General features: G+C 61.0%; 18 protein-coding genes. 8 read left to right on the top strand and 10 right to left on the bottom strand.

The features are described from left to right. Nucleotides 1–112 precede the first annotated feature (112 nt). The gene (locus tag M0808_RS15340) at nt 113–1,129 is read left to right on the top strand and encodes a DNA-binding protein (RefSeq protein ID WP_247841749.1); all 1,017 of its coding nucleotides are present in this window, start codon (nt 113–115) and stop codon (nt 1,127–1,129) included. Here the strand turns inward: M0808_RS15340 and gorA are convergent. Together gorA and M0808_RS15330 are read right to left on the bottom strand one after the other, a co-directional pair. Next, entirely contained in the window at nt 1,126–2,484 is a 1,359-nt protein-coding gene (gene gorA / locus M0808_RS15335) for a glutathione-disulfide reductase (protein WP_247841748.1), read from the bottom strand. The genes M0808_RS15340 and gorA overlap by 4 nt on opposite strands. Before the next feature lie 40 nt (nt 2,485–2,524). Further along, a complete protein-coding gene (locus tag M0808_RS15330; protein WP_247841747.1) occupies nt 2,525–2,695 on the bottom strand; it encodes a hypothetical protein in 171 nt (56 codons plus the stop codon). On the opposite strand from M0808_RS15330, the gene M0808_RS15325 reads away from it, so the two are divergent. Together M0808_RS15325 and M0808_RS15320 are read left to right on the top strand one after the other, a co-directional pair. Next, nucleotides 2,682–4,928 (top strand): TonB-dependent siderophore receptor, encoded by a 2,247-nt coding sequence (locus M0808_RS15325; protein WP_247841746.1) that lies wholly within the window; start codon nt 2,682–2,684, stop codon nt 4,926–4,928. The genes M0808_RS15330 and M0808_RS15325 overlap by 14 nt on opposite strands. Before the next feature lie 202 nt (nt 4,929–5,130). Next, complete coding sequence (locus M0808_RS15320) at nt 5,131–5,340, top strand: hypothetical protein (RefSeq protein ID WP_097089648.1); 210 nt, start codon at nt 5,131–5,133, stop codon at nt 5,338–5,340. Between the two features lie 83 nt (nt 5,341–5,423). Here the strand turns inward: M0808_RS15320 and M0808_RS15315 are convergent, their stop codons facing one another. The 5 genes from M0808_RS15315 to M0808_RS15295 all read right to left on the bottom strand — a co-directional run bounded on the left by M0808_RS15315 (nt 5,424) and on the right by M0808_RS15295 (nt 10,307). Then, a complete protein-coding gene (locus M0808_RS15315) occupies nt 5,424–5,921 on the bottom strand; it encodes a GNAT family N-acetyltransferase (RefSeq protein ID WP_098968408.1) in 498 nt (165 codons plus the stop codon). A 108-nt stretch (nt 5,922–6,029) separates the two neighbouring features. Further along, complete coding sequence (locus tag M0808_RS15310) at nt 6,030–6,611, bottom strand: DinB family protein (protein WP_247841745.1); 582 nt, start codon at nt 6,609–6,611, stop codon at nt 6,030–6,032. A 17-nt stretch (nt 6,612–6,628) separates the two neighbouring features. Then, on the bottom strand, nt 6,629–7,747 hold the full coding sequence (zapE, locus tag M0808_RS15305; RefSeq protein ID WP_247841744.1) for a cell division protein ZapE: 1,119 nt from the start codon (nt 7,745–7,747) through the stop codon (nt 6,629–6,631). A gap of 492 nt (nt 7,748–8,239) precedes the next feature. Beyond that, nucleotides 8,240–9,199 carry an agmatinase gene (speB, locus tag M0808_RS15300; protein WP_247841743.1) on the bottom strand — a complete coding sequence of 320 codons (960 nt, stop codon included), beginning with the start codon at nt 9,197–9,199 and terminating at the stop codon, nt 8,240–8,242. A 16-nt stretch (nt 9,200–9,215) separates the two neighbouring features. Continuing rightward, entirely contained in the window at nt 9,216–10,307 is a 1,092-nt protein-coding gene (locus M0808_RS15295) for a polyamine ABC transporter substrate-binding protein (protein WP_247841742.1), read from the bottom strand. A 99-nt stretch (nt 10,308–10,406) separates the two neighbouring features. Between M0808_RS15295 and M0808_RS15290 the strand changes: the two genes are divergently transcribed. From M0808_RS15290 to M0808_RS15280, 3 genes are all read left to right on the top strand, one after another. Further along, the gene (locus M0808_RS15290) at nt 10,407–11,300 is read left to right on the top strand and encodes a LysR family transcriptional regulator (RefSeq protein ID WP_247841741.1); all 894 of its coding nucleotides are present in this window, start codon (nt 10,407–10,409) and stop codon (nt 11,298–11,300) included. Nucleotides 11,301–11,564: 264 nt separating this feature from the next. After that, entirely contained in the window at nt 11,565–13,031 is a 1,467-nt protein-coding gene (locus M0808_RS15285) for a nucleobase:cation symporter-2 family protein (RefSeq protein WP_139055892.1), read from the top strand. Nucleotides 13,032–13,096: 65 nt separating this feature from the next. After that, a complete protein-coding gene (locus M0808_RS15280; protein WP_007966053.1) occupies nt 13,097–13,570 on the top strand; it encodes an LEA type 2 family protein in 474 nt (157 codons plus the stop codon). 132 nt (nt 13,571–13,702) lie between these two features. Here the strand turns inward: M0808_RS15280 and M0808_RS15275 are convergent, their stop codons facing one another. Next, nucleotides 13,703–14,626 (bottom strand): carbon-nitrogen hydrolase family protein, encoded by a 924-nt coding sequence (locus M0808_RS15275; protein ID WP_247841740.1) that lies wholly within the window; start codon nt 14,624–14,626, stop codon nt 13,703–13,705. Between the two features lie 84 nt (nt 14,627–14,710). On the opposite strand from M0808_RS15275, the gene M0808_RS15270 reads away from it, so the two are divergent. Further along, complete coding sequence (locus M0808_RS15270; RefSeq protein WP_247841739.1) at nt 14,711–15,625, top strand: LysR family transcriptional regulator; 915 nt, start codon at nt 14,711–14,713, stop codon at nt 15,623–15,625. Between the two features lie 8 nt (nt 15,626–15,633). On the opposite strand, the gene M0808_RS15265 is transcribed toward M0808_RS15270, so the two are convergent. Further along, nucleotides 15,634–15,888 (bottom strand): hypothetical protein, encoded by a 255-nt coding sequence (locus tag M0808_RS15265; RefSeq protein WP_003224595.1) that lies wholly within the window; start codon nt 15,886–15,888, stop codon nt 15,634–15,636. Nucleotides 15,889–16,041: 153 nt separating this feature from the next. Here M0808_RS15265 and M0808_RS15260 point away from each other — a divergent pair, with 153 nt between their 5' ends. Further along, nucleotides 16,042–16,359: a DUF883 family protein gene (locus tag M0808_RS15260; protein WP_007961870.1), complete on the top strand. Its 318-nt coding sequence runs from the start codon at nt 16,042–16,044 to the stop codon at nt 16,357–16,359. A gap of 142 nt (nt 16,360–16,501) precedes the next feature. On the opposite strand, the gene M0808_RS15255 is transcribed toward M0808_RS15260, so the two are convergent. Next, the gene (locus tag M0808_RS15255) at nt 16,502–17,542 is read right to left on the bottom strand and encodes an Ldh family oxidoreductase (protein WP_247841738.1); all 1,041 of its coding nucleotides are present in this window, start codon (nt 17,540–17,542) and stop codon (nt 16,502–16,504) included. Nucleotides 17,543–17,605: the final 63 nt, after the last annotated feature.

The following is a 17,605-nucleotide window of genomic DNA, read 5'->3' as shown; positions in this document are numbered from 1 at the left end:
GTAATACCAGTATATCCCGCCTGTGAATAATCAAGCATTTAACTTTATTTTCAGCGTGGTACACTGCGTACTTTGGTGGCATGTACCACAGTACGTAATGGTAGGAGTTAAAATGGCCCGTGGTGGCGTTAATAAAGCAGTGGTGCAGATCGCGCGCTCAGCGATTCTGGCCCGAGGCGAACACCCCAGCATCGATGCAGTACGCATCGAACTGGGCAACACCGGTTCGAAAACCACGATCCATCGCTATCTGAAAGAGCTGGATGACGGCAGCCAACCGCTCGAAGCGTCCGCGGAACCGATCAATGACGAACTGACCGCACTGGTCTCGCGTCTCGCCCAGCGCCTGAAAGAACAGGCGCAAGAGCCGATCGAGCAAGCCCGCGAGCAGTTCGAGGAGCAGCGTGAAACCCTGGAGTCGGAACTCAAGCAGGTGCGCCAGGCACTTGAGCAACTGGAACAACAGCACGACATTCAAGGCGCGGCGCTGGCCAAGGAATCCGAAGCGCTAAAAGAAACCCGCTCGATGCTGCAGACCGAGCAAACCCGCAACGCCGGACTCAATCAGGCGCTGGCTGATTTCGAATTGCGCCTGCAGGACAAGGACGAGCAGATCCGCTCGCTGGAAGAGAAACATCTGCACGCCCGCGATGCTCTCGAGCATTACCGCAACGCCACTAAAGAGCAGCGCGAGCAGGAGCAGGCCCGTCATGAAGGACAGATGCAGCAGTTGCAGATGGAATTGCGCCAGGCGCAACAAAGTGCACTGGTGCGTCAGGACGAGATCACTCAGTTGCATCGCGACAACGAACGCCTGCTCACGGAAAACCGTGGCACCCAGCGCGAACTGAGCCTGATGCAGGATCAGCTCAAGCACAGCAACCAGCGTCAGGATCAGTTGCTGGAGCAAGCCACTCGCGTCGACAACGAGCGCACCCTCCTCCAGGAACGCCTGCGCGTGGCCCTGCTGGAAAGTCAGACGCTGAAACAGGATGCCGACGAACAACGGCAGCTCAATCAGTCACTGGAAAAGGAACTGACCAAGACTCAGGCCAGCCTCGAGGACAGCTTGCGTCTGGCGGCTACCGTTGCGGCAGCGCCAGACACAGCCAAAGCGAAGGACGCTTAAGCGCCGACCGGCGTACGCATGGTGACGAACTCTTCGGCGGCCGTCGGGTGCACCCCGATCGTGTCGTCGAAGTCACGCTTGGTCGCGCCAGCCTTCAGCGCGATCGCCAAGCCTTGGACGATCTCCCCCGCGTCCGGGCCGACCATGTGGCAACCGAGCACCTTGTCGGTCTTGCCGTCGACCACCAGTTTCATCAGGGTTTTCTCCTGACACTCGGTCAGCGTCAGCTTCATCGGGCGGAAGCGGCTCTCGTAAATCACCACTTCATGCCCCGCTTCCCGCGCCTCTTCTTCGGTCAAGCCGACAGTGCCGATGTTCGGCAGACTGAACACGGCGGTCGGGATCATCTTGTAATCCACCGGACGGTATTGCTCAGGCTTGAACAAGCGCCGCGCCACCGCCATGCCTTCGGCCAGTGCCACTGGCGTCAGTTGCACCCGACCGATCACATCACCCAGCGCCAGAATCGACGGCTCGCTGGTCTGGTATTGCTCGTCAACCTTGATGAAACCTTTGTCGGTGAGCTGCACATCGGTGTTTTCCAGCCCGAGGTTGTCCAGCATCGGACGCCGGCCCGTGGCGTAGAACACGCAATCGGCTTCCAGCACGCGACCATCCTTGAGGGTCGCTTTCAGGCTGCCGTCAGGCTGTTTGTCGATGCGCGTAATGTCGGCGTTGAATTGCAGATCCATGCCGCGCTTGGTCAGCTCTTCCTGCAGATGCTTGCGCACCGCGCCATCGAAACCACGCAGGAACAGATCACCGCGATACAGCAGCGTAGTGTTCGCGCCCAGACCGTGGAAAATCCCGGCGAACTCGACCGCGATGTAACCACCACCGACCACCAGCACCCGCTTCGGCAGCTGCTTGAGGAAGAACGCCTGATTGGAGCTGATCGCGTGTTCGTGCCCCGGAATTTCCGGAATCTGCGGCCAGCCACCGGTGGCGATCAGGATGTTTTTCGCAGTGAAGCGCCCACCGTTGACCTCGACCTCGTGCGGGCCGACGATCTTCGCGTGAGCTTCGTGCAAGGTCACACCGCTGTTGACCAGCAGGTTGCGATAAATGCCGTTGAGGCGATTGATCTCGCGGTCTTTGTTGGCGATCAGGGTCGCCCAGTCGAAATTCGCTTCGCCCAGGCTCCAGCCGAAACCGGACGACTGCTCGAAGTCTTCGGCGAAATGCGCGCCGTACACCAGCAGTTTCTTCGGCACGCAGCCGACGTTGACGCAGGTGCCGCCCAGGTAACGGCTCTCGGCCACCGCCACTTTCGCACCGAAACCGGCGGCGAAGCGCGCTGCACGTACACCGCCAGAACCGGCACCAATCACATAAAGATCAAAATCGTAGGCCATTGCTATCTCCTCGGCAGGCCAACAGCATACCCGCCGCCGTCTATTGGGCAAGCGCCGTGAGCAGCTTTTCGCCCGTCTCGGCGAAGTCGGGAAACATCTCCAAATAATAATATTTCTTGTTTGTTACTAAATCGTCGTGCTGCGTCTCGTCTTTGAACCAATGGATTTTTTCCCTCGAAGACAAGGAGTCGGCTGCGATGTTCGCGCCCATTACCCGTTCCATGACCCTGACTGTCGGCTTGTTCAGCATGGCGTTGAGTGCCGATCTGCTGGCTGAAACCGATCCTGAAACAGCGCCACAATCCGCCGCCCAGGCGCTGGAACTGGACGCCACCAGCGTCAGCGCCGAAGGCCTCGGCGTTAACACTGAAAACACTGATTCCTACACCACTGGCGCGATGAGCACCGCGACGCGGCTGAACCTGTCGATCAAGGAAACCCCGCAATCGGTGTCCGTGGTCACGCGCCAGCAGATGGATGATTTCAAGCTCGGTACCTTGTCCGAAGCCATGCGCCAGACCACCGGCATCGTCGTGCAACACAACGACTCGGATCGGGTCAGCTATTCGGCGCGGGGTTACCCGATCAACAATTTCCAGATCGACGGAATGCTCAACACCTTCGGGCGCATGAAGTCAGACTCGGACACCATCATCTACGACCGCATCGAAGTGGTACGCGGCGCCACCGGCCTGACCACCGGCGCGGGTGATCCTTCAGCGACGATCAACATGGTGCGCAAGCGCCCGACTGCCCAGTGGCAGGCACTGGCCGGGGTCAGTGGCGGCAGCTACGACAACTACTACAGCTATGTCGATGTCGGCGGGCCGCTGGCCTTCGACGGTCGGCTGCGCGGGCGTACGGTGCTGGCCTATCGCGACAGCCAGTCGTTCCGCGACAAATACGCGCTGCAGCGCGAGGTCGGCTACGGCATTCTCGAAGCTGATCTGACCGACTCCACGGTGCTTGCCGTCGGTTACGACTATCAGGACAAGCAGGTTCAGGGCACCTCCTGGGGGACGGTGCCGTACTGGAACGCCGACGGCAGCAAGGCCGGCCTCGGCCGGTCAACGAACATGGCGACATCCTGGAGCTCCTGGCCGCTGAAGGACAAGACCGCGTTCGTTACCCTGGACCAGCAATTGGGTAATGGCTGGAAGCTGAAGGCCGCCTACACCCACCGCGAAAGTGATACCGACGGCAAGGTCTATTACGGCGGCTCCGGTTTTCCCGAGGCCGACCGCAGCGGCATGACGGCCTACATGGGGCACATGCTCGGCACGCAGAAAATGAGCGTGTACGACCTCAACCTGTCGGGGCCGTACCAACTGTTCGGCCGCGAACACGAGATGATGTTCGGCTACGGCGAGGCGGAAAACCGCTCGACTTCGCCCTACGCCTTCAACAGTCCCCAAGCCGCCGACTACGGCAAGATCCGCGACTGGAAATACATGGGTGACATCGGCAAATTCGCCGACACTGTCACCAGCCTGCCGGGCGCGCGAGGCATCACCCGGCAGAAAGCCGGTTATCTCGCGACACGTCTGAGCCTGACCGATGAGCTGCATGCAGTACTCGGCAGCCGCTATGGCAGTTGGGACGAATCCAGCACCGATTACTACTATGATACGCAGCAAAAACTGACCAGCACCGATGCCACCCATCAACGCCAGAATGATATCTGGACACCCTACGCCGGCCTGCTTTACGACCTGACGCCGGAGTACACGGTTTACGCCAGCTACACCGACATTTTCAAACCGCAGAGTAAGCGCGACAGCAACCGCAATTACCTCGACCCGGTGATTGGCAGCAACTATGAAGTCGGGCTCAAAGGCAGCCTGCTCGACGAACGCCTGAACCTGGCGACGGCAGTGTTCTGGAGCAAACAGGACAACGTCGCCGAGCGTGACAACTCGGTGCCCCCGGACCCGGTGAGCGGCGAGGAGTTTTTCAAGTCCGGCGGCAAGGGTAACAAGGTCAATGGCTTCGAGGCCGAAGTGTCCGGGGAAATTCTCAGCGGCTGGAACATGACCGCCGGCTACACCTACACCCACTCCGTCGACGGCGAAAAACAGCGCAGCAACACCGCTCAACCACTGAACATGCTGCGGCTGTCCACGGCCTATCGTCTGCCGGGCAACTGGCACGCATTGACCGTGGGTGGCGCGGTGAACTGGCAGAGCGACGTCTATGGCGCGGCCAACCGCCCGGTCGGGCGCGGCGCCAACGGCCGGATCATCACCGAACCGGCGCGAATCAACCAGGAGGCCTACACCGTGGTCAAGCTGATGTCGCGCTATGAGTTCGACAGGCATCTGTCGGCGTCGCTGAACGTCGATAACCTGTTCGACAAGAAGTATTACGACAACGTCGGCTTCTACAACGGCGTGTACTGGGGCGATCCGCGCACGGTGACCTTGAGCCTGGACTGGAAGCTCTGACCGGCGCACTCAAACAAGCCCATGTAGTGAGGGGATTTATCCCCGATGGGTCGCGAAGCAGCCCCACTCTCGAGGTGACGCGCAATGCGTCACCTCCCCCTCGCCACCGCTGTTAACCCCGAGTTAATTCCCCGCCGGGACACTGTGCCCCGAGATCTGCTTCATGGACGAACGGCTCCCACGTTTTTCAGTAGGAGGCACCATGAAAACCACCACCGCCATTCTTGCCGGGCTACTCGCCCTCGGTTCCGCCAGCGCCTTTGCCGAGGGCGGCGCCGAACGCATGCGGCATTACTACGACAACTTCCCGGTCCACCACGCGCCAAGCGAACAGCCGACCGATAGCAAAGCAGCGGAACTGAAGGTTCCGAACGATCAGACCGCGCAAGTCACCGAGTCTTATCGCGACTGATTCACCGAGCAACCGATGGACCTCCGATGGCTCCGCTCTGGCCTCGGAGACGACAGTTGGGCGCCCTGTCCGGGGCGCCTTTTTTATGCCTGCAGATCCTTGATCCAGAACAGCATACGGCCATGTTCCGGGTCGAACATGCCGGGGGCGAAGCCGAATTTGCGGTAGGAGTTCTGTGCCACCTCGTTGCCTTCGAGCACTTCCAGGGTGATCTTGCAGCAACCGCGCTGACGGCAGATTTCCTCGACCTTGCGCAGCATTTTCTGACTCAAGCCGAGGCCGCGAAATTTGCTCACGACCGCCACGTCATGGACATTGACCAGCGGCTTGCAGGCGAACGTCGAGAAACCTTCAAAGCAGTTCACCAGCCCTGCCGGCTCGCCACCGACGAACGCCAGCACACTGAACGCATGAGGCCTGCGCGCAAGTTCTTCCGGCACGCGACGCAACAGTTCCGGGTCAAGCGAATGGCCGCCGCCCATGGGATCTTCTGCGTAATGATTGAGCACGATGCCGATGGCTTCGGCGTGCAGTGGATTGGTGTAACTGGCTTGCAGCACAAGAATTTCTGCGGAATCCATTTCCATCCCCGATCATGGCCCCGGCGTGCAAAGTGCGCACCTGAAAGGCTGTTCGACCTTACCGCGAGGATGTTGCGGGCCACAACCGGATCTTTTGATTTCCAGGCATCAACGCCCCCAGATCAGCTCTTCGGTCCAGCCCAACTCGGCAAAATCCTGAGCACGCAACCCGCTCTCGCCGGCGCAGAAGAACTCATCCAGTTGCGGCGGTTTCACCGTGGTCGCGCTGAGCATCGCGTGCACCTGCCCACGATGATGAATCTGGTGCTCGAACAGGTGCGACAGCATACGCAAGCGACTGTCATGCTGCGGCGTTTCCCGGGCGATGGTGACGATCCGCCCCAGATCGGCATCGCGCAGCTGTTCGCAATAAGCGATCAGTCGACGATCGACGTGCGCCTGCTCTTCACGCAGCGCTGCAGCCTCGGTAAACGGCTCGTCATGGTTGAAAAACACATAGCAATCAGGATGCGGGTCGTCACCGCGCAACTCGCGTTCCAGTGCATCGACGTAGAACCAGTCGCACGTCAGGATGTGATTGAGGGTGAGGCGGATACTCGGAAAGAAGCTGGTTCGCGGCGCCGCCAGCTCAGTGGCGTCGAGCTGAGTCCAGGCTTTGCCCAGGCGATGATTGGCCCACGCGTTCTGGTAAGCCATGGTCAGTAAATGATGCGACAGCGGTTGGCTCATACTCGCGCCCTCTTCGCTCAGGATTCGGCAAAACGCTGCAGCTGCATCTCCTGCAACCGGCTGAGGGTGCGCCGGAACGGGAATTCCAGATAACCCTCGGTGTACAGCGCCTCCATCGGTACCTGGGCTTCAATGTACAGCGGCACCTTACGGTCGTAACACTCGTCGACCAAAGCAATGAAGCGACGCACGCCGTCGTCGTGCACCGACAGTTGCGGCAACTCACGGTCACCGGCCACCACCTGCGCCGAGCCGTCCTCGGTGCCGCGAGCGATGCGCCCTTCGCGTTTCTGCGCGCTGAGGTTCGGCACGTCGCTCAACAGAATAGACCGATAGTTGTCGCACAGTGCGATGAAATCCATCGCGGCAAATGGTTGCTCGCAGAGATCGGCATAGCGGCACCAGAGCACCGTCGCACCGGCTTGCACCACGTTCAGCACACGATGGCCGACGGGCACCGGCTCGGCGCTGGCGGGCTGCCCGGCGTTGAGTGACTGGAAGACCTGCTCCAGAGCACTGCCCTGTCCCGGCGCAGCGACAAAATAGCGCTGCTGACCCGCGCCCGGATGCAGGCGATGATCCTCGGCACCGTTCACCGCCACCACTTGCATATGCGCCTTGATCGCGGCAATCGCCGGGACAAAACGATCACGGTTGAAGCCGTCGGCGTACAGTTCATCCGGCGGCAGGTTGGAGGTGCAGACCACCACCACGCCTTCGTCGAACATCACCTGAAACAGCCGCCCGAGAATGATCGCATCGCCGATGTCATTGACGAACAGCTCGTCGAAACACAGCACCCGCACTTCCGCCGCCAACTCTTTGGCCAACGCCCGCAACGGATCGGCGATGCCAGTGAGCTGGAACGAGCGCTGATGCACCCAGCCCATGAAATGATGAAAGTGCTGCCGTCGGGCCGGCACCCGCAGGCTCTGATAAAACTGATCCATCAACCAGGTCTTGCCGCGCCCGACCGGGCCCCACAAGTACACGCCGGTGACCGAACGGGCACCGGTGTGCAAGGCTTCATGGCATTTTTGCAAGGCCCAGACCGCATGCTCCTGGGCTTCATCCTGGATGAAACCCTTGTGCTCGATCGCGTGTTGCCAGGCGCTTAAAGGAGAGTCGAAAGTCATGCGCGGCAGTATGCCACGATGTCCCTGAAAAACAGGTGCCCTTTTGTGGGAGCGGGCTTGCTCGCGAAGGGGCCGGGGCAGCCAACATCACCGTTGAATGACACACCGCATTCGTGAGCAAGCCCACTCCCACATGGGTTTTGTGGGGGGCAAAGATCGACTGTATATCTCGCGACCTCAAAACAGCGTGCAACAACTGCCTGGAATACAACCTCCTGTGGGAGCGGGCTTGCTCGAAGGCGTCAGGCCAGCCAGCAGCATCGTTGTATGACACACCGCTTTCGTGAGCAAGCCCACTCCCACATTGGCTTTGTGGGGGGCAAAGATCGACTGTATATCTCGCGACCTCAAAACAGCGTGCAGGAACTGCCTGGAATACAACCCCCTGTGGGAGCGGGCTTGCTCGCGAAGGGGCCGGGGCAGCCAACATCACCGTTGAATGACACACCGCATTCGTGAGCAAGCCCACTCCCACATGGGCTTTGTGGCGTGTCAGCGGTCGACTTTGTGTCGGGCGGCGTACAGGCAGAGCATTTCCATTGCCAGGGTGGCCGCTGCCAGCGACGTCACGTCCGCATGGTCATAGGCCGGCGCCACTTCCACCACGTCCATGCCCACCAGATTGATCCCGCGCAAACCGCCGAGAATTTCCAGCGCCTGCAACGTGCTCAGCCCGCCACACACGGGAGTGCCAGTGCCCGGGGCAAAGGCCGGATCCAGGCAATCGATATCAAACGTCAGGTACACCGGGTGATCGCCGACCCGCGCGCGAATCGCCTCGACTATCGCCTCGCAGCCACGCCGATGCACCTGGCGGGCGTCGAGCACGGCAAAGCCCTGATGATCGTCATTGGTGGTGCGCAAACCGATCTGCACCGAGCACGCCGGATCTACCAGCCCTTCCCTGGCCGCATGCCAGAACATGGTGCCGTGATCGACGCGTTTGCCGCCCTCGTCCGGCCAGGTGTCGCTGTGCGCATCGAAGTGGATCAGCGACAGCGCGCCGTGCTTACGTGCATGGGCCTTGAGCAACGGATAAGTGATGAAATGGTCGCCGCCAAACGTAAGCATGGCGCTGCCAGCTTGAAGAACGCGTTCGGCGTGAGCCTCGATGCTTTCCGGGATGCTGTGCGGCGAGCCGTAATCGAAATCGCAGTCGCCGTAGTCGATCACCGCCAGATGATCGAACGGATCGAACGCCCACGGCCAGTGGCGTTCCCAGGCGATCCCGGTGGAGGCGGCGCGAATCCCCCGTGGCCCGAAGCGTGCGCCCGGGCGGTTGCTGGTGGCGGTGTCGAACGGAACCCCGCTGACCGCCACGTCGACGCCGCGCAAATCACGGCTGTAGCGGCGACGCATGAAACTGGTGATCCCGGCGTAGGTGCTTTCGGCACTCGTGCCGTACAGGCTGTCGCGGGTCAGGGCTTGGTCATTGAGCATCGGCACGTCCATCGGTGTGCTCCTTTTGTTATTGATGGCTACGGAAAGTGGTCCACAGACGCGTGCGCTGACGCATGTCCTTGAGGCTCATGCTGCGGTCGGCGTACAAGCGATCGCGCATTTCGGCGGGTGGATAGATGTCTGGATCGTTACGCACCGCCTCATCCACCAGCGGCGTCGCGGCCTGGTTGGCGGTGGCGAAAAACAGCGTATTGGTCAGCTCGGCCACCGACTCGGGGCGCAGCATGAATTCGATGAACGCCCGCGCCGCTTGCGGGTTTGGCGCGTCCTTGGGAATGGCCAGATTGTCCTGCCAGATCAACGTGCCTTCGCGCGGAATCCGGTAGGCGACTTCGTAGGCTTTGTTGACCTTGTGCGCCTGATCGGCGGCCATGCTCACGTCGCCGTTGTAGGTCAGCGCCAGACAGACACTGCCATTGGCCAGATCGTTGATCTGCCGGCCGGTGGCGACATACAGCACCGACGGCTGGAGTTTCTGCAACAAGGCTTCGGCAGCGGCCAGATCATGCTTGTCGGTGCTGTAGGGATCTTTGCCGAGGTAATGCAGCGCCAGACCAATGACTTCCTGTGGCGAATCGAGCACGGCAATCCCGCAGTCCTTGAGTTTGCTCGCGTACTCGGGCTTGAACAGCAGATCGAGGCTGTTCAGCGGCGCATCCGGCAGGCGCTTTTTCACCGCCTCGACGTTCAGGCCCAAACCGAGCGTTCCCCAGGTATAAGGCACGGCGTAGCGATTGCCGGGATCGACGGCGGCGAGTTTTTCCAGCAGATCGGGATCAAGATTGGCGTAACCCTTGAGGCCTTCATGCGGGATTTCCTTCAGCGCGCCTGCTGCCAAGCCACGGGCCAGTACGCTGGACGACGGCACCACCACGTCATAACCGCTGCCACCGGTCAGCAGTTTGGTTTCCAGCACCTCGGACGTATCGAAGGTGTCGTAGCGCACATGAATGCCGGTTTCCTGCTCGAAACGTTGCAGCGTCTGCGCCGGCACGTAATCGGCCCAGCTGTAGAGATTGAGGGTTTTGTCCTCGGCGTGTGCCTGGATGACTACGGACAACAACAGCGCGGGAAAACATAGCTTGAACACGGGAGCCATGACGAACACCTGACCGGAGGAAGTGGTGGCAGGATGCGCCGTCGGATACATTGCAGAAATATCAAGTTTGTTAACCTGACTTTATCCCGGAGTAATGTAATGCTCGGTCAGCTTCACGACCTCGATTTGCAGTTGCTGCGCCTGTTTGTGCGAGTCGTGGAATGTGGCGGCTTCAGCGCGGCGCAAGGTGAATTGGGCCTCAGCCAGTCGAGCATCAGTCAGCAAATGGCCAAGCTTGAGACCCGCCTCGGTTATCGCCTGTGCAGCCGCGGCAAAGGCGGTTTCAACGTCACGCCCAAGGGTGAGCAACTGCTGATCGCGATTCGTGCACTGTTCCAGTCCATCGAGACGTTCCGGCATCAATCCAACGGCGTTGCTGGACGGTTGATCGGTGAAGTGCGGCTGGGCTTGTCCGAGGCGGTTGATCAGTCGGTGCTGCTGCGGTTGGCGGATGCGATCCGGCGCTTCCGCGAGCGCGATGAGTCGGTGCGCATCGAGTTGATCAGCGCGATGCCCGGTGAAATGGAGCGCCTGCTGCTGCAACAGCGGCTGGACCTGGCCATCGGTTATTTCTCCCAGGTGCAGAGCGCTTTCGATTACCGCGAGCTGTTCCGGGAAACCCAGCATTTGTATTGCGCGCAGGGGCATCCGCTGTTCAGCGTCGATGCACCGGATGACGCGGCGTTGCGGGCCTGCGACCGGGTGGATCATCCGTATCGATTCATGCGCACGGGCGAGCCGTTCCCGGACAAGCGCTTTTCCGCGCGTTCGGAGCAGGTCGAGGGCACCCTCGCCTTTATTCTTTCCGGCAAGCATGTCGATTATCTCCCCGATCACTACGCGCGCGTCTGGGAGGACAAGGGCTTGCTGCGCGCGCTGCGGCCTGGGGAATTGAGTTTCGAAGTGGCGTTTCATCTGGCCCGGCACCGGGCGCAGGTGCCGGGGGATGCGCAGAAGGCGTTTGAGGAGGATTTGCTCGCAGCCTTCACCTGAAAAATTTCTGCCAGCAAATAACCCTGTAGCGAGGGGATTTATCCCCGATGGGCGCGAAGCGGCCCGGCTCTCTGGTATTCAGGAGCTGGGCCTGCTACGCAGTCCATCGGGGATAAATCCCCTCACCACAGAAACAGCAACCAGTTCAAACCCCGTATTTCTTGACCTTTCAGGCAATTTTTGCTCGTTGCCCTCGCCGTCCTCTTCCGGCATCCTGCGCCTCCATTTTCTGACCCGGCCCCGCCTCGCGGCGCGCAAAACACCATGACCGCCTCTGAAAAAGTCCCGCGCAACAACGATCTGCTCTACGGCCTCAACGACCGTCCGCACCTCACCGCCACCGTCTTCGCTGCGCTGCAACACGTGCTGGCGAGCTTCGTCGGCATTATCACCCCGACCCTGATCATGGGCGGCGCCCTCGGTCTGCAAAGTGAAATTCCGTACCTGATCAGCATGGCGCTGTTCGTTTCAGGCCTCGGCACGTTCGTTCAAGCCAAGCGTTTCGGCCCGGTCGGTTCCGGTCTGCTGTGCCTGCAAGGCACCAGTTTTTCCTTTATCAGCGTGATTCTCAGCGCCGGGTTCATGGTCAAGGCCCGGGGCGGCGGCACCGATGAAATCCTCTCGACGATTTTCGGCGTGTGTTTTTTCGCCGCGTTCATCGAAGTGGTGCTCAGTCAGTTCATCGGCAAACTGCGGATGCTGATCACCCCGGTGGTCACCGGCACCATCATCACCCTGATGGGCCTGTCGCTGATCAAAGTGGCGATGACCGACATTGCCGGCGGCTTCGGCGCACCCGATCTGGGCGCCGCCAGCCATGTGTTTCTGGCCGCGCTGGTGATCGGCACTATCGTTGTGCTGAACCGCGTCGACGTGCCGTTTCTGCGCCTGGGCGCGATCGTCATCGGCCTGACTCTCGGCTACGTGGTCGCTTGGCTGATGGGCACGGTGGACTTCGCCTCGATGCCCGAAGTGCCGCTGGTCAGCGTGCCGGTGCCGTTCAAGTACGGCTTCAATTTCGACTGGGTGGCGTTCGTGCCGGTGGCGGTGATCTTCCTGGTTTCGCCGCTGGAAGCGGCCGGTGACCTGACCGCCAACTCGATGATCTCGCGGCAACCGGTCAAGGGGCCGCTGTACATCCGCCGGATCAAGTCCGGGTTGCTCGCCGATGGCCTCAACTCGGCGATGGCAGCGGTGTTCAACAGCATGCCGATGGTCACGTTCGCGCAGAATAACGGCGTGATCCAGTTGACTGGCGTGGCCAGCCGCTACGTGGCGTTCTTCATCGCCGGCCTGCTGGTGCTGCTGGGGCTGTTCCCGATGATCGGCGCGGTGCTGCAACTGATGCCCAAACCGGTACTCGGCGGCGCGGAACTGGTGATGTTCGGCACCGTGGCCGTGGCCGGGATCAAGATCCTCGCCGAGGCCGGCCTGCATCGGCGCAACATGTTGATCGTGGCGATCTCCCTGGGCATGGGCCTGGGCATCGCCGCCGTGCCGGAAGTGCTGCGCGAGTTGCCGCAAGCGCTGCGTAACATCTTCGAATCGCCGATCACCGTCGGTGCGTTGTGCGCTATCGTGCTGAATATCTTCCTGCCGGAAGAATTCATTGAGCTGGAGGAAGACGATTTCGATCCGGAAGCGTCGATTCTGCAGGTCATGGAAAACCCCGATCTGCCGGCCAAAGCTGAACCTGCATCTGCAGCGGCGGTCGCACAGTTGAACCGCTGACGCTGCGCCATGAAAAAAGGGCTGAGCCGGCAACGGTTCAGCCCTTTTTCGTTGAGAGACTGTTTATGCGCCGCGTCCACGCCGTCATCCTGTCCCTGCTGCTGTTGTCCCTGAGCGCCTGCGCGCTGTTTCCCAACCGCGATCCGGTGAACATCAACGTGGTCGGCCTCGAACCGTTGCCGAGCCAGGATCTGGAAGTGCGTTTCGCGATCAAGTTGCGGGTGCAGAACCCCAATGAGACGGCCATCGATTACAACGGCATCGCCCTGGATCTGGAGGTCAATGGCCGTCCACTGGCCTCGGGCGTCAGCGATCAGGTCGGCTCGATCCCGCGCTTCTCGGAAACCGTGGTCAGCGTGCCGGTCAGCGTTTCCGCGTTCTCGGTACTGCGCCAGACTCTGGGTTTGAGCCAGACACAAACCCTCGACAACCTGCCCTACGTACTGCGCGGCAAACTCGCGGGCGGCGTGTTCGGCACCATGCGATTTGTCGACAGTGGCAAGCTGAGTTTGCCGAAGGCCACTGCTGCAACCTGGTAACCGACTGCACATACTCTCCCCTGTGGGAGCGAGCTTGCTCGCGAAAGCGGTGTGACATTCAACGATGATGTTGGATGATCTGACGCATTCGCGAGCAAGCCCGCTCCCACAGGGTATGTGTCAGTCCCGAAGTTATACGGTGAAACGCACGCCGGGTTTGGCCCGCTCATCGACACTCAGCTCAAACACATCCGGCCGCGCATAGTGGCCGACCACGTCATAGTCGTACCGCGCCCGCACCAGCTCATCAGTATCGATCTCAGCCGTCAGCAACCCGGCCTCCCCGCGCAACGGCCCGGCCAGCACATCGCCCATCGGCCCGACAATCACACTGCCGCCGGCAATCAGCGGCCGATCCGCCGGCCAGTTGGCAATTTCCACGCCCAGCTCGTTCGGCGAGGCCTGCATCTGACAGGCGCTGACCACAAAGCAACGGCCCTCGTGGGCGATGTGACGCATGCTGACCTGCCACATCTCGCGCTCGTCCACGGTCGGCGCGCACCAGACTTCAATGCCCTTGGCGTACATTGCCGTGCGCAGCAGCGGCATCATGTTTTCCCAGCACACCACCGCGCCGAGTTTACCGACCTGGGTGCCGAGCACCGGCAGCGTCGAGCCGTCGCCCTTGCCCCAGATCAGCCGTTCGGTGCCGGTCGGCATCAGTTTGCGATGCTTGGCCACCAGCCCCGCCTGCGGATCGAAATACAGCGCCGTGCAATACAACGTGCTGCCGGCACGCTCGATCACGCCGATCACCAGATTGGCCCCGGTGCGCGCCGACAAACCGGCCAGTGCCTCGGTTTCTGCCCCCGGCACGTCAATGGCGTTGGCGAAGTAGCGGGCGTAGGCCTCACGCCCCTCGGGCAAGCGATAGCCCAACTGCGTGCCGAAGCCCTCACCTTTCGGATAGCCACCGAGCAACGCTTCAGGCATCACCACCAGTGCCGCGCCGGACTCGCTGATCGCGTCTTCCCAGCTCAGGATCTGTTCCAGAGTTTCACCCTTGCCACCGGGCAAGGCGCCGATCTGCAGGGCGGCGACGATTGATTTGGGCATTGCAGTCACTCCATCGGGTTCAAGTGTTGCCGATTCTGCGGCGGCGCGGGATCATGAATAAACACCGACTCATTGCTGAATGATATGAACCAAATGAATATCGCAACCGTCGACCTCAACCTGCTGAAAGTCTTCGAAGCCTTGCATGAGGAGTCCAGCGCCAGCCGTGCGGCGCTGCGTCTGGGCGTGACGCAATCGGCGGTCAGCGCAGCATTGCGTCGATTGCGTGAGGTATATGGCGATCAATTGTTCGTACGCACCGGGCGCGGATTGGCGCCGACACTCAAGGCCAATCAACTGAAACCGGTGGTCAGCGAGGCGCTGAACAAATGTCGGCAGAGCCTGGCGATGGTCGATCCGGCGGCCCACCACTATGACGGCCGATCAGTCACCGTGGGCCTGTCGGATGATTTCGAAATCGCTTATGGCCGGCGCCTGATCGAAGCCATCGCTCGCAGCGCTCCCAAGCTACGGCTGATCTTCCGCCAGACCCACAGCCAGATCGTCGCCCGCGCCCTGATGGAACGCAGCATCGACCTGGCGATCACCGCCGGTGGGTTCGCCGAGCGTCTGCTCAGTCGTCAGGTGCTGGGTGAAGGGGATTATGCGTGTCTGGTCGATCCGGGCAGTCTGGCGCCCGGCCAGCAGAACATCGATTTGCCGGAGTTCGTCGCCCGCGAGCACATTCTGGTGTCCTCGGGCGGTTTTATCGGCATCACCGATGAAGGCCTGGCGGCGCTGGGTCTGAGCCGGCGGGTCTGCGCCTCGACCACGCACTTTGCCGCGCTGCCGCATCTGCTCAAGGGCAGCGGCGCGGTGGCAACCATCCCCCGCCATGCCGCGCAGGCCATTGCCGAGCTCAGCGGACTGGTGCTGCTGCCCTGCCCGCTGGCGTTGCCGCGTTACCCGATCGAACTGGGCTGGCGCACCAGCACGCAGATCGATCCGGTAGTGATCAAGGTGAGTGAGGCGATTGTCGGATGTTTCAATGCGGACTGAGGCGCGTGTTACTTGTTGGCTGCCATCAGTCGATTGACCTCACTGCGCACCATGTTGGCGAATTCCGGCGGGGACATGCCATCCAGCTCGGCGCGCACCCACTCGGCCCATTTGCCCTTGCGCTTGGAGCGTTCGCCGAACAACCGCGCGGCTTCGCCTTTGGCTTTACCCAGATTGTTCTGCCAGAGTTCGAACAGACGGGATTTCTCGTCTTCCAGCGCAGCGCGCTCGGCGAGGGATTTGTCGGCCAGATTGAAACTCATGGGGAAATACCTGCTGCGTAAAATGGCGACATCTTACACGCTCGAGGGAAATCTCCCGCGCAGGTTTTTCTTTCGCACCTAAAATCAGTGCAACTTTTCAGTCAGCGCCACACTCCATTGATCACTGTTCATCCATCTGCAAGGAGTCACCCAATGGCCCGCAAATCCCGCGTGCAAGCCGTCGAAGACCAAATCAAGGATCAAGCCTTCAGCGAACTTCAGGCTTTGATCGAAGAGTCCGACAAACTGCTCAAGAGCAGCGCCTCACTGGTGGGCGAAGAAGCCGAGACCCTGCGCGGACAAATCGCCCTGAAACTGCAACAGGCGCTGGATTCTGTTTCGAGCGTGCGTGAGCGCACCAAACCGGCGGTCGAGGCTACCGAGAGCTACATTGGCGGCCATCCATGGCAGACCGTAGCGATTTCCGCCGGTTTCGGTCTGGTGGTGGGCTTGTTGCTCGGTCGTCGTTGATCGACGTCTGACAAAAAACCTGTGGCGAGGGAGCTTGCTCCCGCTGGACTGCGCAGCAGTCCCCTATTCTCAAGCAGATAAAAGGGGATCGCTTCGCAATCAGGCGGGAGCAAGCTCCCTCGCCACATGGGTTATCTGACAATTATTCCCCGGCCAATTCGCGCAACTGCGCCAGCGTCTGCTCCTCCAGCACAATACCCTCGGCCAGCGACCGCGCGCGCTGCAAATGCCGGCGATCACCCGGCAAGCGCTTCAATCCCACCCCATGCATCTGCCGCACCAGTTCTTCGCTGCGCTCGGCAAAACTTTGCCCGGCGGATTTGCTTGGGTCGATGACGATCAGCAACTGCCCGGTCCACGGGGTCTTGGCCCCGGGATGGTTCGACCAGTCGAACTCGAAGGAGAAATTGCCCCCGGTCAACGCCGCCGCCAGCAGCTCGACCATCATCGACAATGCCGAACCTTTATGGCCGCCGAATGGCAACAGTGCGCCGCCCTCAAGAATGGCCTTCGGATCCTGCGTCGCCTGCCCAAGACCATCCACGCCCATTCCGGCGGGCAGACGTTCGCCCTTGCGCGCCGCGATCTGCACATCACCGTGAGCGATGGCGCTGGTCGCCAGATCAAAGACAATCGGCGCACCACCGGCCCGCGGCGCGGCAAAGGCAATCGGGTTGGTGCCGAACAGCGGCCGATCGGCGCCATGCGGCACCACGCAGGTCATGCTGTTGACCACGCTGAGCGCCACCAGCCCTTCTTCGGCAAACGGCTCGACGTCCGGCCACAGCGCCGCAAAGTGATGCGAGTTGCGAATCGCCAACACCGCAATTCCTGCTTTACGCGCCTTCTCCACCAACAACGAACGAGCAGCGGCCAGCGCGGGCTGGGCGAAACCGTTGCCGGCATCGACTCGCACGAAACCCGAGGCTACGTCCTCGACTTGCGGCACAGCCTGTCCATTGACCCAACCGCTATTGAGGGTCGAAACATATCCGGGGATACGGAACACGCCATGACTGTGCGCACCGTCACGTTCGGCACCGGCGCAGTTGGCAGCCAGAGTGCGGGCGACGGACGCCGACGTACCGTGGCGCAGGAAAACCTTTTCAAGCAATTGCGTCAGCGCTTCGAGCGAGAGTGTGGACGCAACGGGGGAAGACACGGAATCGTGTGGCGCAGACATCTGAAGCTCCAGACTAATTATTGGAGGGAACAACAGCGTACGAACAGCTTGCCCAGCGATTAA

The organism is Pseudomonas sp. MWU12-3103b, assembly GCF_023100615.1.
Taxonomy (GTDB): Bacteria; Pseudomonadota; Gammaproteobacteria; order Pseudomonadales; family Pseudomonadaceae; genus Aquipseudomonas; species Aquipseudomonas putida_A.
The sequence above is the reverse complement of the archived record's forward strand: the minus strand, read 5'-3'. Positions and strand labels throughout refer to the sequence as shown.

Coding starts and splice junctions, on each gene's coding strand:
- M0808_RS15340 (WP_247841749.1), top strand. CDS start 113: ATGGCCCGTGGTGGCGTTAATAAAGCAGTGGTGCAGATCGCGCGCTCA.
- gorA (WP_247841748.1), bottom strand. CDS start 2,484: ATGGCCTACGATTTTGATCTTTATGTGATTGGTGCCGGTTCTGGCGGT.
- M0808_RS15325 (WP_247841746.1), top strand. CDS start 2,682: ATGTTCGCGCCCATTACCCGTTCCATGACCCTGACTGTCGGCTTGTTC.
- M0808_RS15330 (WP_247841747.1), bottom strand. CDS start 2,695: ATGGGCGCGAACATCGCAGCCGACTCCTTGTCTTCGAGGGAAAAAATC.
- M0808_RS15320 (WP_097089648.1), top strand. CDS start 5,131: ATGAAAACCACCACCGCCATTCTTGCCGGGCTACTCGCCCTCGGTTCC.
- M0808_RS15315 (WP_098968408.1), bottom strand. CDS start 5,921: ATGGATTCCGCAGAAATTCTTGTGCTGCAAGCCAGTTACACCAATCCA.
- M0808_RS15310 (WP_247841745.1), bottom strand. CDS start 6,611: ATGAGCCAACCGCTGTCGCATCATTTACTGACCATGGCTTACCAGAAC.
- zapE (WP_247841744.1), bottom strand. CDS start 7,747: ATGACTTTCGACTCTCCTTTAAGCGCCTGGCAACACGCGATCGAGCAC.
- speB (WP_247841743.1), bottom strand. CDS start 9,199: ATGGACGTGCCGATGCTCAATGACCAAGCCCTGACCCGCGACAGCCTG.
- M0808_RS15295 (WP_247841742.1), bottom strand. CDS start 10,307: ATGGCTCCCGTGTTCAAGCTATGTTTTCCCGCGCTGTTGTTGTCCGTA.
- M0808_RS15290 (WP_247841741.1), top strand. CDS start 10,407: ATGCTCGGTCAGCTTCACGACCTCGATTTGCAGTTGCTGCGCCTGTTT.
- M0808_RS15285 (WP_139055892.1), top strand. CDS start 11,565: ATGACCGCCTCTGAAAAAGTCCCGCGCAACAACGATCTGCTCTACGGC.
- M0808_RS15280 (WP_007966053.1), top strand. CDS start 13,097: ATGCGCCGCGTCCACGCCGTCATCCTGTCCCTGCTGCTGTTGTCCCTG.
- M0808_RS15275 (WP_247841740.1), bottom strand. CDS start 14,626: ATGCCCAAATCAATCGTCGCCGCCCTGCAGATCGGCGCCTTGCCCGGT.
- M0808_RS15270 (WP_247841739.1), top strand. CDS start 14,711: ATGAACCAAATGAATATCGCAACCGTCGACCTCAACCTGCTGAAAGTC.
- M0808_RS15265 (WP_003224595.1), bottom strand. CDS start 15,888: ATGAGTTTCAATCTGGCCGACAAATCCCTCGCCGAGCGCGCTGCGCTG.
- M0808_RS15260 (WP_007961870.1), top strand. CDS start 16,042: ATGGCCCGCAAATCCCGCGTGCAAGCCGTCGAAGACCAAATCAAGGAT.
- M0808_RS15255 (WP_247841738.1), bottom strand. CDS start 17,542: ATGTCTGCGCCACACGATTCCGTGTCTTCCCCCGTTGCGTCCACACTC.